This window comes from Streptomyces sp. NPDC030799 (assembly GCF_055572255.1).
On record NZ_JBVIDS010000015.1, the window covers coordinates 39067 to 55621 of the forward strand.

General features: G+C 70.7%; 12 protein-coding genes and 1 tRNA gene. 10 read left to right on the forward strand and 3 right to left on the reverse strand.

Going from position 1 to position 16555, the window contains the following annotated elements; translation table 11 throughout:
- Position 1: 1 nt before the first annotated feature.
- The 3 genes from ACZ41I_RS32410 to ACZ41I_RS32420 form a co-directional block, all read right to left on the reverse strand.
- Entirely contained in the window at positions 2-1549 is a 1548-nt protein-coding gene (locus ACZ41I_RS32410) for a Stp1/IreP family PP2C-type Ser/Thr phosphatase (protein ID WP_399766670.1), read from the reverse strand.
- A gap of 132 nt (positions 1550-1681) precedes the next feature.
- The gene (locus ACZ41I_RS32415; protein ID WP_399766667.1) at positions 1682-2212 is read right to left on the reverse strand and encodes an FHA domain-containing protein FhaB/FipA; all 531 of its coding nucleotides are present in this window, start codon (positions 2210-2212) and stop codon (positions 1682-1684) included.
- Between the two features lie 10 nt (positions 2213-2222).
- Positions 2223-3083: an FhaA domain-containing protein gene (locus tag ACZ41I_RS32420; RefSeq protein ID WP_399766664.1), complete on the reverse strand. Its 861-nt coding sequence runs from the start codon at positions 3081-3083 to the stop codon at positions 2223-2225.
- A 462-nt stretch (positions 3084-3545) separates the two neighbouring features.
- On the opposite strand from ACZ41I_RS32420, the gene ACZ41I_RS32425 reads away from it, so the two are divergent.
- The 10 genes from ACZ41I_RS32425 to ACZ41I_RS32470 all read left to right on the forward strand — a co-directional run bounded on the left by ACZ41I_RS32425 (position 3546) and on the right by ACZ41I_RS32470 (position 16534).
- Positions 3546-3629: transfer RNA gene (locus tag ACZ41I_RS32425), tRNA-Leu, on the forward strand.
- Positions 3630-3974: 345 nt separating this feature from the next.
- Entirely contained in the window at positions 3975-4976 is a 1002-nt protein-coding gene (locus ACZ41I_RS32430) for an ornithine cyclodeaminase (RefSeq protein ID WP_363215790.1), read from the forward strand.
- A gap of 13 nt (positions 4977-4989) precedes the next feature.
- Positions 4990-5943 (forward strand): 2,3-diaminopropionate biosynthesis protein SbnA, encoded by a 954-nt coding sequence (gene sbnA, locus ACZ41I_RS32435; RefSeq protein ID WP_399766658.1) that lies wholly within the window; start codon positions 4990-4992, stop codon positions 5941-5943.
- A complete protein-coding gene (locus tag ACZ41I_RS32440) occupies positions 5936-7255 on the forward strand; it encodes a hypothetical protein (RefSeq protein WP_468515731.1) in 1320 nt (439 codons plus the stop codon). Before sbnA ends, ACZ41I_RS32440 begins: the two co-directional genes overlap by 8 nt.
- Positions 7256-7295: 40 nt before the next feature.
- Positions 7296-8687, forward strand: coding sequence for a hypothetical protein (locus tag ACZ41I_RS32445; protein WP_468321104.1), 1392 nt, complete (start codon positions 7296-7298; stop codon positions 8685-8687).
- A 27-nt stretch (positions 8688-8714) separates the two neighbouring features.
- Positions 8715-9734 carry a TauD/TfdA family dioxygenase gene (locus ACZ41I_RS32450; RefSeq protein ID WP_399766651.1) on the forward strand — a complete coding sequence of 340 codons (1020 nt, stop codon included), beginning with the start codon at positions 8715-8717 and terminating at the stop codon, positions 9732-9734.
- A gap of 1 nt (position 9735) precedes the next feature.
- Positions 9736-12720, forward strand: a complete 2985-nt coding sequence (locus ACZ41I_RS32455; protein ID WP_468515732.1) for an AMP-binding protein — start codon at positions 9736-9738, stop codon at positions 12718-12720.
- Positions 12710-13549 carry a thioesterase domain-containing protein gene (locus ACZ41I_RS32460; RefSeq protein WP_468515733.1) on the forward strand — a complete coding sequence of 280 codons (840 nt, stop codon included), beginning with the start codon at positions 12710-12712 and terminating at the stop codon, positions 13547-13549. The genes ACZ41I_RS32455 and ACZ41I_RS32460 overlap by 11 nt, the downstream gene beginning before the upstream one ends.
- Before the next feature lie 25 nt (positions 13550-13574).
- Entirely contained in the window at positions 13575-14960 is a 1386-nt protein-coding gene (gene lat / locus ACZ41I_RS32465) for an L-lysine 6-transaminase (protein WP_468515734.1), read from the forward strand.
- Entirely contained in the window at positions 14957-16534 is a 1578-nt protein-coding gene (locus ACZ41I_RS32470) for an aldehyde dehydrogenase family protein (protein ID WP_468515735.1), read from the forward strand. The genes lat and ACZ41I_RS32470 overlap by 4 nt, the downstream gene beginning before the upstream one ends.
- Positions 16535-16555 lie beyond the last annotated feature (21 nt).

Consider the following 16555-nt stretch of genomic DNA (forward strand, 5'->3'; position numbering starts at 1 on the left):
GCTACTGCTTGCCGCACTGATCGACGACCTTCTGCTCATCCTCGGAGAGGCTCGGGCCGGGATTCGGAGTGGGGGACGTGGACGGGGGCTTCGACGGCGAGGTCGGGGGCGTCGTCTTCGTCGCCGACGGGTTCGGCGTCGGTGATGCCTTGGACGTGAAAGCGGTACGGGTGGTTCCCGTGGTGCCTCCGGCCTCGCCCTGGCCCGTCTTCGCGTTCCGCTCGGACTCGGCGGCCTGGTGCTCCGCCTTCTTCCTGCACGCGGAGGCCTGCACGGACAGTGCCTCGATCTTCGCCTGGGCCTGCTGCAGACCGCCCGCGGCGATCGTGGCCTTCACCTGCTTCTGCTGGTACGGCGGCAGGTACTTGAGTTCGATCTCCGGATGGTCCTTCTCCACCGTCGACAGCGACACCCAGGCCAGATCCTGGCTGATCCCCCGGTACAGGGCCACGTGCTCGCCCTTGGCGCCGACGTAGTACTGCGTCTGCGTCCAGCGGTAGCCACCGTAGAGGCCGCCGCCGATGACAGCGAGGGCCAGGGCGCTGTACAGGGATCTCTTCAGCCACCTGCGCCCGCCGCGCGGCTTGGTGAAGTCACCGTCGGCGTAGTCGCCGAAACCGCCCGCCGGGATGTACCCGGTGGTGTCGCCGGAACCGGGCGGGCCGAACTCGCCGCCGCCGTGCCCGTGGTGCTGCCGGCCCAGATGGGAGGCGCGGCCGGCCGGGGTCTGCATGATGCCGTTGTCGTGCAGGTGGTGCTGGTTCTCGGCGACCGCGCCGACCACCACCGGCTGGTCGGACAGCTGCCCGGCCATGGTGTCACCGGTGTCCAGGTCGAGGACGTCGGCGACGATGACGGTGATGTTGTCGGGGCCGCCGCCGCGCAGCGCGAGCTGGATCAGCTCCTGCACGGTCTCCTGCGGGCCCTGGTAGCTGGCGAGGGTCTCCTCGATCGTCTGGTGGGAGACGACGGTGGACAGCCCGTCGGAGCAGATCAGATAGCGGTCGCCGGCCCGGACCTCGCGGATCGACAGGTCCGGCTCGACATGGTCGCTGCTGCCCACGGCGCGCATGAGGAGGGACCGCTGCGGATGCGTGGTCGCCTCCTCCTCGGTGATCCGGCCCTCGTCGACGAGCCGCTGCACCCAGGTGTGGTCCTGGGTGATCTGGGTGAGGACCCCGTCACGCAGCAGATAGGCCCGCGAGTCACCGACGTGCACGAGACCGAGCCGCTGCCCGGTCCACAGCAGCGCGGTCAGGGTCGTCCCCATGCCTTCGAGCTGGGGGTCCTCGGCGACCATGGCGCGCAGCTGGTCATTGGCGTGCTGAACGGCCGCGCCGAGGGAGGTCAGGATGTCGGAGCCGGGCACGTCGTCGTCGAGCGTGACCAGGGTGGAGATCACCTCGGAGGAGGCGACCTCGCCGGCGGCCTGGCCGCCCATGCCGTCGGCGATCGCGAGGAGCCGCGGACCGGCGTAACCGGAGTCCTCGTTGTGCCCGCGGATCATGCCTTCGTGCGATCCGGCGGCAAAGCGCAGTGACAGACTCATGCGCACCTCGCCCGTCGGCTCCGAATGCAGCCGGTCGTGTCGAGCCACACTGCCCACCCTCCGGTCGGGAGCGCGCCGGAGACCAGGGTGCGGCCTGCCGCTGCGTGCTCGCTCCGCTCGCTCATTGTCGTACTACTTCCGCAGCTCGATGACGGTCTTGCCGATGCGGATCGGCGCGCCCAGCGGGATCGGCGTGGGAGTCGTCAGCCGGGACCGGTCCAGGTAGGTGCCGTTGGTGGAGCCCAGGTCCTCGACGATCCACTGACCGTCGCGGTCCGGATAGATCCTGGCATGGCGGCTGGAGGCGTAGTCGTCGTCCAGCACGATCGTGGAGTCGTGCGCCCGGCCCAGGGTGATCGTCTGGCCCTGCAGCGCGACCGTGGTGCCGGTCAGTGTGCCTTCCGTCACGACCAGCTTGGTGGGGGCGTTGCGACCGCGTCGGCCGCCGCCCTGCTGGCCACGCTGCTGGCCGCGCTGCGACGGGGGCGCGGCGGCCTGCTGCCGGGGCGCCTGCTGCTGGCGACCGGCCTCCCTACGCGATCCGCGCTGGGTGACGCGCGTACCGAACAGGTCGCTCCGGATGACCTGCACGGCCACGATCACGAACAGCCACAGTACGGCCAGGAAACCCAGCCGCATGACCGTGAGGGTCAGCTCTGACATTGCCCCCGCTTCACCCTTCGGCTTGCCTATAGATAACGGTGGTACTGCCCACGACGATCCGCGAGCCGTCGCGGAGCGTAGCGCGGGTGGTGTGCTGCCCGTCCACCACGATGCCGTTGGTGGAGCCGAGATCCTGGATCGTCGAGGGCGTTCCGGTCCGGATCTCGCAGTGCCGGCGGGAGACGCCGGGGTCGTCGATCCGCACGTCGGCGTCGGTGCTGCGGCCCAGCACCAGCGTCGCGCGGGAGATCTGGTGGCGGGTGCCGTTGATCTCGATCCAGTAGCGGGTGTGCCCGCCGCTCATCGGGGCGGCCGCGGGCCGCTGCGTGGCGGGCTGGGGGTAGCCGTAGCCGCCGGGGCGGGCGCCGGGCGGGGGCGCGGACGGCATCGGGGGCGCCCCGGCGGGCGCGCTCGGCGGGTAGCCGTAGCCGCCGCCCGGGGCACCCTGCGCGGGGCGGCCGGGGGCCGGGGCCGCGGGGGCCGCCTGCTGGCTGCTGGAGGAGGCGAGGGTGCGCGAGCGCACCCGGTACAGGCCGGTGTCCAGGTCGTCGGCCTTCTCCAGGTTGACCTTGATGGGGCCCATGAAGGTGTAACGCTGCTGCTTTGCGTAGTCGCGCACCATGCCGGCCAGCTCGTCGCCGAGCTGCCCGGAGTAGGGGCTGAGGCGCTCGTAGTCCGGCGCGCTCAGCTCCACGATGAAGTCGTTGGGTACGACGGTCCGGTCGCGGTTCCAGATCGTGGCGTTGTTGTCGCACTCACGCTGGAGCGCGCCGGCGATCTCCACGGGCTGCACCTCGGACTTGAAGACCTTGGCGAAGGTGCCGTTCACCAGACCTTCGAGACGCTGCTCGAACTTCTTCAGGACTCCCATGGGGCACCTCCTCCGTCCCTGCCGTTGCCTTGCCCTGCTGTGTGCGCTGCCTTGCCCGGTTGTGCCGGTACTGCTTACTGATCGTATCTACGCGTCCGGCAATCAGCCGGTTCCCCCAGCGACTCCCCTTCGAACTCCCGGCGGGCACTCCTGCTGCCATGGATCGTAGAGGCGGGCGAAGACCAGTGTCCCGCACCCTGCTGTGGACCCGACCCGCCTCCTGGGGAGATACCCGGGACCGGTACGAGGTTGATACGTGAAGCAGGTCTCCCTGAGACGTGGGGGACGGTGCGGGCCTTGGACGCGGGGCGGCTGCGGGGGCCGCGGGCGTGCGCGGCGGGTGCGGGGTGCCGCCGGGTGGTGGGCCGGAAGGGATGTGAACCCACCCCGTACGACGTGCTAATGTTCTGGGTGTCGGAAGGGGCCAGCCCGAAAGGGCCGGAACCGGAAGACACACCCAATGCGCGGGTGGCGGAATAGGCAGACGCGCTGGATTCAGGTTCCAGTGCCCGCAAGGGCGTGGGGGTTCAACTCCCCCCTCGCGCACAGAGAGAAACCGACGAAACGGGTCTCTGCTGGTGACGAAAGTCACCGCAGGGGCCCGTTTCTCGTTGTGTCCGGGTTTGTGAGGGATCGCACAGCCTGGCCCCGCCTGTCCGGCTCATGCGTGCCCCCCGGCCCGCCGGTGCTCATGTTCTTGCCTTGCACGTTGGTGCCCGTTGGAAGGCATGGACGGTTCTCCGGGCCAACGGAAAGAGTGTCCCCGTAGATGGAGAGCGAAATCCAGGGGGCAAGTTGATGTCAGAGCAAGTCGCGCAAAGGGACGTGTGCCCAAGCGCTGCTGAGCCGTACCAGGATTCCGGCGAACTTCTTTATCTGACCCGGACCGACGTGGCACTGGCGCTGAATGAGATCGACCCCGTCGCGGTCGCTGCGGACACCTTGCGGGCCCATGCGCGAGGGCAGACGGTCGTCCCCGACGAGGGCTATCTGGGCTGGGTCACATCGGATGGGCACAGTGCCCGCAGCCTGAACATGCCGGGCCTGGTCGAGGGTTCCCCGCGAGCGGTCGGAACGAAGATAATCAACGCGTCCCTCGGAAATGCCGGCCGGGGAATTCCGCGCGCCGACGGTCTGACGCTGCTCTTCGATCCGGAGACCGCGCACCCTTACGCCATGATGGACGCCGCACTCATCAGCGCCACGCGTACGGCGGCGGTCTCCGCGGCCGCGATCGAGACCTTCACGGTCCGCCCGGTGCGGCACCTCGCGCTCGTCGGCTGCGGAGTGCAGGCCGACACCCACCTCAGGCTGCTGCTTCCCCGGCTCGCCGACCTGACAGGCGTCCGGGTGCAGGACCGGGACCCCGCGGCGGCCGCCGCCTTCGCCGAGCGCCACCGGGAGGCCGCGGACCGGTACGGGGTCCGCATCACGGTCGAGGCCGATCCGCGCGCGGCCGTCCAGGGCGCCGACGTGGTCATCCCGGTGACGACGGTGACGGACGGCTACATCCGGTACGACTGGCTCAGCCAGGGTGCCGTCGTGGTCCACGTCTCCCTCGACGACCTGCTTCCCGAGGTCGTGCTGCGCGCCTCCCGGGTCGTGGTGGACGACTGGAACCTGGTTCGGGCCGACTCCCGGCGGTTGCTGGGGCGCATGTACCGCGACGGCCTGCTCCACGGTCCCGGGGAGCCGCCCGCCGGCCCCGGCTCGCGCGCGGTGGACGGCGAGCTGGGCTCCTACCTCCTCGACGCGACCGGGCCGGGCATCCCGCCGGCGGACGGCGTGACCGTGGTGAACCCCTTCGGCATGTCCGTCCAGGACGTCGCCCTGGCTCACCGGGTCGTGGCGGTCGCGCGAAAGTCGGGCCTCGGCATGCGGCTGCCCAGGTGATGGTGGAAAACTCGTGATCAACAACTCAATCGCCGAAGCGGTCGGAAACACCCCGGTGGTGCGCCTCGGCCGGCTCTTCTCGGCGGAGTCCTTCGACGTTCTCGCCAAGCTGGAATATCTGAATCCGCTGGGCAGCATGAAAGACCGGGCGGCCCGCCATGTCATTGAAAGCTGGCTGGCCGATGGCACCCTGAAACCGGGAAGCCACCTGGTGGAAAGCTCCTCCGGGAACTTCGGTATCGCTCTCTCGGCACTCGCACCCCTTTATGACCTGAGTGTCACCTGTGTGCTCGACCCCAATGTCTCCTCGGTCAACCTGAAAATCCTTTCCGACCTCGGTGCGCGGATCGACATGGTCTCGCAGCGGGATCGCATGGGCGGATATCTGGAAACCCGGATCGCCCGTGTCCGCGACATCGTCGAACGCGACCCGAAGGCCGTCTGGGTCAATCAGTACGCGAACGACCTGTGCTGGCAGGCCCACTACCGGCACACGGCGAACGAGATCCTCGAACAGGTCACCGGAACCGTCGACGTACTGGTCGCCGCGGTGAGCACGACCGCCACGCTGCAAGGGCTCGCCCGTCGTCTGCGAGAGCGATGGCCGGCGCTGCGCACGGTCGCGGTCGACGCGCGCGGATCCGTCGTCTTCGGCGGGGCTCCCGGACCTCGTCGCCTCCCGGGCCACGGTTCGAGCATGGCGCCGGAGCTGGCGTCCCGGTTCCGTCCCGACGACGTCGTGTACGTGGGCGAGGACGAGGCCGTGGCCGGCTGCCGTGCGCTGCTGCGCAGCGAAGGCATCCTCGCCGGCGCCTCCTCGGGCGCGGTGGTCAGCGCCATCGGTGCGATCGCCCCGGGGCTCCCGCCCGGAACCCGGGTGCTCACGCTCTTCGCCGACCGCGGTGAACGCTACATGGACCTGGTCTACGGCCAGGTCCCCGTGCCCGCCGGGAGCGTTCATGGCTGACCCGACGCCGCCCCCGTGGGCCGGCCCCGGCTTCGACGCCGCACGCCATGCCGACCGTCTCTCCGCAGCACTGCGGGGTCTTCCGTACGTCAGCGACGACAATCTCGCTCTGCACCCGGTCGTCGTCCCCCGTGCGGCGCACGACGGTTACTACGCCGTCGTGCAACGGTTCGTCCGGCTCCTGGAGCGCACCTGCTGGGAGGACGAGGCAGGCCCCTTCGACCTGTTGGAACGGCTCGGTGTCCCACGCGAACGGCACCGGCTGCTCACCGCAGACCCGCGCGAGCGTGCCTGGGCGGCCTGCATGTCCCGCACGGACGCCGTCCTCAGCGAGGGCCGGCTGCGCATCCTGGAGTGCAACATCGGCGGAGCGATCGGGGGGCCGCCGCACGTCCGCATGATGACCGACTGCCACCGCGCGGCGTTCCGCGGCCCGGACGACTCACCCCTGTACGACGGGCCCGACCCGTTCGCGGTGCGTCATGAACTCTTCGCCCGCGCGCTCGCCGAGGCCGGCGACGAGGCGGGGGGTGTCGGACTGCTGGGCACCATGCGGGATCCCGACTACCCCGGCACCCGCTTCTTCGATCTGGAGGTGGAACACCTCCGCTCCGTCGGCGTGCCGGCCGAGTTCCTCGAGCCGGAGCAGTTGGTCACGTCGGACGGCGGAGTACGCCGCCCGGTCGTACTGAGTCACTTCATGCAGCTCGACTGGGACCGCCTGGGCGTCGATCTGGCCCCGGTGGCCGAGGCGGTGCGCCGCGGTGCCCTGCTGCTCGCCCCCGAATCCGCGTTCCTCCTGCAGAACAAGACGGTTCTGGCATGGATGTCACAGGGGCGGCCCTGGATGACCGATGACGAACGCGCCTTCGTCGACCGTCATCTGCCGTGGACCCGGGTGGTCGCCGACGAGGAGGTCCGCTACCGGGGCGGCACTTGGCAGCTGCCCCTGCTGCTGCGGTCCCGCCGGGACGACTTCGTGCTCAAGCCGGTCTCCGACTACGGCGGCCACGGGGTGGTGATCGGCTGTGAGGCGACGGACGGGGAGTGGCGCAAGCGCGTGGACGAGGCGCTCCAGGGCGGCGGCCACGTGGTGCAGGAGTTCGTGCGCCAGGACTCGGTGGTCGTGAGCCACTACCGGCGCTCCGCGTCCCGGCGCCGGGAGGTGTCGGTCCGGCCCGTCTACGGATTCAACGTCTTCGACGGCAAGCCCGCGGGCTGTCTGGTCCGGCACGCCCCGGACGACGCGGGAGGAGTCGTCAACGCCGGTCTCGGCGCGTCGATCAACGTCTTGATGCACCCCGCCGGCTGACCGGCGCGCATGCCGTGCACGGCAACTCATGGAGGACTTGATGAACTTCATCGCGACAGACGTCGCGCGCACCGTCGACGAGGCACTGCTGGGCTCGGCACCGGCACGACGGGACAGTTGTGAGCGGGCCGCACGCCTCGACCGGCACATGGGGGCGACGGACGAAGGCGCCGAAGGGATGTACCGGCACCCGGCCGCGCCGGTCCCGCTACGTCCCGTGCTGCTCACGCAGCGGGCGGCCGCCGGCATGGTCGCCGCGACGCGACGCCTGGTGCGGCTCATCGCCGCGGTGGGCGACCGGCGGGCGCCGGACTTCCCCACTCTCGTGGAGCGGCTCGGCTACCGGGTGCCGCCGTGCAGCGTGCTCACCGACCGGCCGTCGTGGAATCGCTGGGCCTTCGCCATGGCGCGGCCGGACATCGTGGTCAGCGGCGGGCGGCCCTGGTTCGTGGAGTGCAACCTCGACAGCGCCGTGGCGGGCATCGAGCACCTGTCGGCCATCGACGGCTTCTACTGGCGCGAGCCGACGTTCGCACCAGTCGCCCGGGCGCTGCGCATGTCGTCGATGGACAACTTCGGCCCCCGCCGGGACGTCGTGGCCGCGGCCGCGCGCGCCCGGGGCGCCACCCGGCCCACAGTGGCCCTTCTCGGCCACCGGCGCGGCCCGGGGTTCGGCGGCGAGGAGTACTTCGAGGACGTCGTCAACGACTTCGCACGCCATGGAATGCCGTGCGTCTTCGCCGTACCGGACGAGCTGGAACACGGCCCGGCGGGGCTGGAGTTCCAGGGGATCCCGCTCGATGTGGCGCTGCGCATGTTCACCATCGTCAACGCGCACGAGGACCCGCTGGACGTCACCGCGATGCGCGAGGCGGTTCACCGTGACACCACGCTCGTCCTCGCGCCGGAGGCGGGCGGCGTGTACACGAACAAGAAGCTGCTCGCCTGGCTCAGCGAGGACGCGGCCCATCTGTCCAGCGGGGACCGTGCCTTCGTCCGGCGCACCGTGCCGTGGACCCGTGAGGTCGCGGACACGCGGGTGGAATGGCAGGACGGCCATACGGGTCTGCTGGACCTTCTGCTGAAGGAACGGGCTCGCTTCGTGCTCAAGCCGGCCGACCTGTTCGGTGCCCGCGGCGTCGTCGCCGGGCGGGAGACCTCCGACTCCGAGTGGCACGACGCGGTCGCGGACGCGCTGGCCGACGGCCATTACATCGCACAGGAATTCCATCGCCCGGACACGTTCATGCAGCCGGTCCGGCAGCCCGGATCGGAGGAGCCGGACATCGTTCCGACCACCGGGGTGTTCAGCCCGCTGGTGATGGGCGGAAAGGGATCCGGAATTCTCGTGCGGCAGAGCGCCGACCCCGGAGCCACGATCATCAACACCCCACGCGGAGGCGTGATGAACACTGCTTTTGTTTGCCCGTAAAAAAACACTTGGAAAGGAGGAAGAGTTATGGCACTGAACAAGTTCGCCAGTCTTGTGGCGCAGTCGGCCGACACGGTGGGTGAGGTTTCCCCGGTCCGTCGGACGACCTACAACGAGCAGGCGCTCCCCCTGGTCGTCGAGGCGGCGCCGGACACGGACCTGATCGCTTGGATCTCGGAGAACCGGGAGGACCTCCGGGCCGAACTGCACCGACACGGCGCTCTGTTGTTCCGGTCCCCGGTCCGGCCGGACTTCGATTCGCTCGTGAACGCGTTCGGCGGCCGGCCTGTCGACTACCAGGGCGGCGCTGCCATCCGTAGCCGTGTGAACCAGAACACCTACACGGCAAGCGAGTATCCGGAGGAGCTGGATATCCGCCTGCACAGCGAGTTCTGCTACTCCAACGACTGGCCGATGCTGCTCTTCTTTCAGTGCGACATCGCTCCGGTGGACCGTGGCCAGACCCCCATCGCGGACAACCGGAAAATCTTCCGGGAAATCCCGGAAGAGATCCGGAAAGAATTCACCGAGCGCGGGCTGATGTATGTACGGGGATACGGATACAACCGGACCTGGCAGCGCTCGTACGAGACGGACGACCGCAAGGCGGTCGAAGATCTGTGCGCGCGTGAGGGACGCCGTGTCGAGTGGATCGGCTCAGATCGCCTGCGCACCTATGAGAAGCGCGCGGCCACGGCCGTCCACCCGTACACCGGTGAAGAGGTGTGGTTCAACTACGCCCACGGATTCCACATCTCCCGCATGGACAGCGGTATCCGCGAAGCGCTGTCGACCTCCCCGGACGACTCCGACGAACAGCTGTGGCCCAACAACGTCTTCTGGGGCGACGGTTCCGAGATCGATGCCGAGGTCATAGCGATCGTCAACGACGTCGTGGAGCGGAACTCGGTCCAGTTCGACTGGGAGGTGGGCGACACCCTCGTCGTCGACAACATGCTCGCCGCCCACGGTCGCCGCCCCTTCAGCGGGCCGCGCCGCATCCTGCTCAAGACCGCCGAATCCTACCTCTCGCTGCGAAAGGACTGAGATGTCGAACGAGACGGGCAACCCGCACGCACCGGCCGGCGAGGACAAGCCGGCCCGGCTGCACGAACTCAGTCCCTTTCAGCAGGCCGCCCTCGGCCGCGCGGACCGGGAGCTGCTTCTCCACGTACGGGTACCGGGTGCCGGCACGACCGGCCTGCGCGACGCCCTGTACCGGGCCCTGTCCGCGAATCCGGCGCTGACCGGAGACCACGAGTGGGTCGACGGCGCGACCCAGCCGCTGCAGCGCGGTCAGAAGGTGCACCGGCAGGCATTGCCCGACGGCTCCGGATGGGAACTGACCGGCGGGACCCTGCGGATCACCGTCACCGGCGGCTGGGACGGGCCGGAAGTCCGTATCGCGTGCGGCGCGGGTTTCGCCGACACCCGGTCGATCGGCATGCTGTTGGCCGATGCTGCCAGCACCCTTGAGGGTGCGCCTGCCGCCGCCCTCGCCCGGCCCGACTACCTCGCCGTCGCCACGGCCCACCGAGCCATGATCCGCAAGGGGGAGCTGGCGGAGGAGGAGCGGTACTGGGCCCTGCGGCAACCGGACGGGCCGGGCCGTGCCACGGTGTGCGACGTGGTCCCCGGAAGCGCGGACGACGCTCCCGCGGACGGCGCCGGCGCGCGCCACCTGCTGGACCGGCGCACCGGCGAGCTGATGGCGAAAGCGGCCGCCGAGGCAGGATGTTCCGTCACGGACCTCGCCGGTTTCGCGCTCGCCGTCGTGCTGCGCCGGCTGGCCCTCGGCCATGCGTTCGCGGTCGCCGCGGACGCGCGGGAACTCATGGGGCTGGACACGGTCTGCGGCCCGCTGACCCAGGTGTTCCCCCTCGTCGAGGACATCGACCTCGGCCAGGGCGGCGCCGAGGCTCTGAGCCGGTGGCTGGTGCGGCTGGACGAGGCCCGTGCCATGCTCGGCGTTCCCGCCCTGCCCCACGGCACCGCACAGCCGGAACTGGTCTTCGACACCACCGGCGAGCCCGCTCTGCCGTCCGGCTGGTACCGGGTCGCGTGGCGGCACCCGCTCGGTGCCCGGTTCACCTGTTCCCTGCGCGAGGACGACGGCAGCGGGGGCGCCCTGCACATCGACGCCACCGGTCCCGCGCCCCGCAGCCGGCTCGACGCGCTGCTGAACGCCTGGGGCGGGCTGCTGGCCGATCTGGTCGCCAGACCGCAGACGCCCGTCGCGCAGCTGGCGCTCCTTCCTGCGGGCGCCCGGGAAGAGCTGACCGAGCGCATGGCGGCCTCGGCCCGGCACACCACGGCCGAGCCGCTCGGCGAACGGTTCATGCGGCACGTGCGGGACACTCCCGACGCCCTTGCCTGCCGCCAGGGCTCGCAGCGGGCCACCTACCGGCAGCTGGAACACCGGGTGTCCGCCGTGGCGGCGGCCCTGGGCGAGGTGCGCCCCGGCACGGTGGTGGGCGTCCTGGCCGAGGCCGAGCCCGATCTGCCGGCCGCGCTTCTCGCCGTGCACCGGCTGGGTGCGGTCTTCCTCCCGCTCTCGCCCCACGAGCCCCCCGCCCGCCTGGCCGACGCGGTCCGGCTCGCCGGAGCCACGGTCGTCCTGACCGGCCGTGGTACGCCCGACATCACCTGGCCCGACGGCTGCCGTGCCGTGGCGCTGGCCGACATCCCACAGACCGCGCAGGCCGTCGCCCCGGCGGCCGCCGTCCGGCCGCAGGACCCCGCCTATCTGCTGCGGACCTCCGGATCCACCGGCGTACCGAAGCTCGTGGAGATCAGCCGTGCGAGCCTCGACAACTACCTGCGCTGGTGCGCCGAGGAGCTCCTTTCCCGGCAGTCGGTCCTCCCGGTCCTGTCCAGCCCCGTCTTCGACGCGTCGCTGAAGCAGACCCTCGGCGTGCTGTACGGCGGTGGCTGCATCACCCTGCTGACGGCCGACCGACTCGACCTGGAGGCGGTCCGGGCCGAACTCGCCGCCCTGCAGCGTCCGATCAGCCTGAACTGTGTACCGAGCTACGCCTCCGCTCTGCTCACCGCGTTCGAGGCGGCACAGCCTCAGCCCCTGCCGTCGGTCCGGCGGTTCCTCCTCGGGGGTGAACCCCTCGACCCGTCCCTGGTACGCCGTATCGGCGCGCTGTTCCCCGAGGCGGAGATCTGGAACCTCTACGGACCGACCGAAACGACCGCCACCGCCACCGCGGGACGGGTGACGGAGGGCCGGACGATCAGCGTGGGCACGGCCGTGGCCGGCGCCGGCCTCGCCGTCGTCGACAGCCAGGGGCTGCCCCTGCCCCACGGCATCCTGGGCGAGGTGGCCATCGGTGGTCCCGGGGTCGGAGGCTATCGCGCCGCTCCCCCGGGGGAGTCCCCGTTCGGGCGGCTCGATCTCGGCGAACGCTCGTTCCCGGTGTACCGGACGGGTGACCTGGGCGTACTCGACGAGGGCGGTGCGCTGCGGGTGGCGGGCCGCCAGGACCACCAGGTCAAGCTCAACGGCTGGCGCATCGACCTGGGTGAGGTCGAACAGGTGGCCCTTGCCGCCGACGGCGTACGGGAGGCGGCAGTGGTACTGGACGACCGCGGGGACCCCTGTCTGCGGGCTTTCGTCACCGGAAACACCTCCTCGCACCTGGTCCTCGCGGCCTTCCAGCGGCATCTGCCGCGCCCGATGATCCCCGCCTCGGTCACCGTGCTGCCGGCGCTGGACACCCTGGTGAACGGCAAGGTCGACCGGAAGGCTCTGCTCGGGCGCGCCGAACGGTCCGAAGAGGCCGTTCCGGAGGAGTACGACACGTACGAGCGGATCGTCGCCACGGCCTGGCGGGAGATCGTCGGACAGGGCTGGCCACGGCCGGACGACGAGTTCTTCAACGCCGGCGGGCACTCACTGCTGCTGGCCCGACTGGTCAACCGGCTGCGCGCCGGCGGCCACGAGACGCTCTCGCTGCAGCAGGTCGTCGTCAGCCCGACGGTTGCGTCCATCGCCGCTCTGATCCGTACCGCCCATGCCGGCTGAACAGCTCACGCGGAGCCGGCGCACCCTGGTCCGGCTGCGCGGGACAACGGGCCGGCCGCTGCTCTTCGTCCACCCGTCGAGCGGCAGCGCCGGCGGCTTCCGCCGACTGCTGCCGCACCTTGCTCCCGGATACCCGGTCGCGGCGTTCGAGGCGACGGAACCGGGACCGCCGGACGAGTGCAGTGTGCGCCGGGTGGCCGAGTCGTACCTGGCAGAAGCGGCCGAGGCGGGGCTCGTCGAGGGGGCCGCACTCGTCGGCTGGTCCTTCGGGGGCGTCGTGGCCGTGGAGATGGCCCGGATCGCCGAGCGCGCGGGCCACCGCATCGGATCCGTGGTGCTGCTCGACAGCGCGACGCCGGATGTTCTGGCCACCCGGCCCCGCTCCGCGGTCCAGGAGTACGCGGGGCTCTTCGGGGCCGATCCCGAGGCGCTCCGGATCCCCGGGACGGAGGACAACCCGGAGCGGATCCTCGAGGCGGTGGCCGGCCTGCTGTCGCGGGAGTCCGGGATCGCCTACACCGCGGCGGACCTGCGGCCGTATGCCGAGGTCCACGCATGGCACGTACGTGCCATGCAGACCGGCCCCGCGCCGGCTGCCTGTCAGGCGCCGGTCACCCTGTTGCGCGCGGCGCAGGAGAGCGCGTGGGGTGACGTGCCCGAGGACCTCGGCTGGTCCGCGCTGCTGGGGCGCCCCGTGCGCACCCGGTGGGTTCCCGGCACCCACCACTCGCTCACCGAGCAGCGTCACGCCGCCTCGCTCGCCGGCCTGTTGGAGGAGCTCGTGCAGTCCGGACCCCGGACGTGCGCGGACGGTCCGCCCGCTCCCTGACCAGACTTCTCGAAAGGATCGATCGATGCTGGACACCTCGCTGACGGAGACCAGTGCGCCCATGAGCGCTGCCGTCCGTCCGGAGAACGTGCACCGCACCCTCGGCCGCCACCTGCTGACCGACGGCTTCCCCTTCCCCCTGGACCTGGAGCGCAGCCGTGGGTCGTGGCTGGTCGACGCGAGCTCGGGGGAGAGCTACCTCGACATGTACACGTTCTTCGCTTCCAGTCCGCTGGGGCTCAATCCTCCGGAGATCGTCGAGGACGCGGACTTCATGGCGCAGCTGGCGGCCGTCGCGGTGAACAAACCCGCCAACTGCGACATGTACACCACGCACCTGGCGGAGTTCGTGGAGACCTTCGTGCGGGTGCTGGGGGACCCCGACCTTCCGCACCTGTTCTTCGTCGAGGGCGGTGCCCTCGCCGTGGAGAACGCGCTCAAGTGCGCCTTCGACTGGAAGAGCCGGCACAACGAGGCGCGTGGCCGTGCGGCCGGCCTCGGCACCAGGGCCATGCACCTCACCCGGGCCTTCCACGGCCGCAGCGGCTACACCATGTCCCTGACGAACACGGACCCGGACAAGACCGACCGCTTCCCTGTCTTCGACTGGCCGCGGATCGACGTACCCGCGATCCGCCACCCCCTGGACGCGCGGTCCCTCGCGGATCTGGAACAGGCGGAGCGCCGCGCGCTCGACCAGGCCGAGGCCGCCTTCCGCGCCCATCCGCACGACATCGCCTGCTTCATCGCCGAGCCCATCCAGGGCGAGGGCGGTGACAACCACATGCGCCCCGCCTTCCTCCAGGCCATGCAACGCATGTGCCACGACCACGACGCCCTCTTCGTCCTCGACGAGGTGCAGACCGGCGTCGGTGTGACCGGAAGCCCCTGGGCGTACCAGCAGCTGGGACTCGCCCCGGACGTCGTGGCCTTCTCCAAGAAGGCTCAGGTCGGCGGCATCATGGCTGGGCGCCGGGTGGACGAGGTCCCCGGCAACGTCTTCCGGGTGAGCAGCCGGATCAGTTCCACCTGGGGCGGCAACCTCGTCGACATGGTCAGGTCGCGCCGCCTGCTGGAGGTCATCGAGCGCGACGGGCTGATCCCGCGCGCCAAGGTGCTCGGCGACCGCTTCCGCACGGGGCTGGAAGACCTCGCCCGCCGCCATCCCCGGCTGGTGACAGCGGCCCGGGGCCGGGGCCTGCTGTGCGCCTTCGACATGCCGACCAGTGAGCAGCGTGACGTGCTGCTGACCCGGCTGCGGGAGGAGGAGCGGGTTCTGATGCTGCCCGCCGGCCCCTTGGGCGTGCGTGTCCGTCCGTCGCTCGCCGTCCGTGCGGAGGAGCTGGATCTCGTGCTCGGAGCGCTCGACCGGGTGCTGCACCTCATGGACCGAGAGGAGGCGGCCGCATGACCACGCGTGTGACGCCGGTGGTGTCGTCGGTGGTCGCAGGGCGGGCGCCGTCCGCGGAACCCGAGACGGCCGAAGCCACCCTGTACCGGTCGGTCAATCCCGCGCGACTGGACGAGACCGTGGCCGAGGTGGCCCTGTCGCAGGCCAGGACGTTCGCCGAAGCCTGCTCGGCCGCCCGCGCCGCCCAGCGCCGGTGGGCCGATGTGCCGTCGCCGGTGCGCGGCAGGGTGGTGGCAGCCATGGGACGGCTGGTGGAGGCCAACAAGGAGAAGCTCGCCGCCCTGGTCACCCGGGAGATCGGCAAGCCGTACGCGGAAGCCCTGGGCGAGGTGCAGGAGATCGTCGACACCTGCGACTTCTTCCTCGGTGAAGGGAGGCGGCTGTACGGCCAGACGGTCCCGAGCGAGATGGCCGACAAGCAGCTCTTCACCTTCCGCGAGCCCGTCGGCGTGGTGTCCGTGATCACCGCCGGCAACTTCCCGGTGGCTGTGCCCGCCTGGTACATCGTGCCCGCCCTGCTGTGCGGCAACACGGTGGTCTGGAAGCCCGCGGAGTACGCCGCGGCCACTTCGGCGGCCCTGTTCGACCTGATGACACACGCGGGGGTGCCCCAGGGGGTGCTGAACCTGGTCTTCGCCGACGGCGAGCAGACCTGGCACGGTCTGGAACGGTCACTGGAGGCAGGAGACCTGGACAAGATCGGCTTCACCGGGTCGACCGCCGTGGGCAGCCGGATCGGCGCGCTGGCCGGCCGGTACCTGCAGAGTCCCTGCCTGGAGCTGGGCGGCAAGAACCCCCTGGTGGTCGCCGAGGACGCGGACCTGGACCTGGCCGTCCGCGGAGCTCTCTTCTCGGGCTTCGGCACCGCGGGGCAGCGCTGCACCTCGCTCGGTACGGTGCTCGTCCAGCGGACGGTGTACGACGAGTTCCTGCGCCGGTTCTCCGAGGCCGTGGAGAACTGCCCGATCGGCGACCCCACGCAGGACGTTCTCTACGGCCCGCTGATCGATTCCAGGTTCGCGGAGCGCTTCGAGGGATTCCTGGACTGGCTCCAGCCGCATCACACCCCCCGCGGCTCGACCGCCCTGGGCCGCATCACGGCGTCCCAGCCCCGCAGGAACTTCCTGGGCGACGCCGACGCAGGCCTCTTCTACCACCCGACCATCGTTCAGGGCGTCCGTCCGGGCGACCGTGTCTTCCAGGAAGAGACGTTCGGTCCTCTGGTGGGGGTGATGCCGTACGACCACCTCGACGAGGCCGTGGAACTGGCGAACGCCCCCGGCTACGGGCTCTCCGCCGCGATCTACACGAGCGACGCGGCAGCCGCCTTCCGGTTCCGCCGGGGGGTACGGGCCGGGATGGTCAGCGTCAACAACTCCACCTCGGGGGCCGAGGCGCACCTGCCGTTCGGCGGGAACGGCCGCTCCGGCAACGGCTCTCGGCAGTCGGGTATGTGGGTGATCGACCAGTTCACCCGCTGGCAGGCCCTGAACTGGGACTACTCGGGGACTCTGCAGCGGGCTCAGATGGACGTGCCGACCATCGCCGGTGATCAGGACTTCAGGCTGGGCTGAGGCGGGCGCACGCGGAGGCGC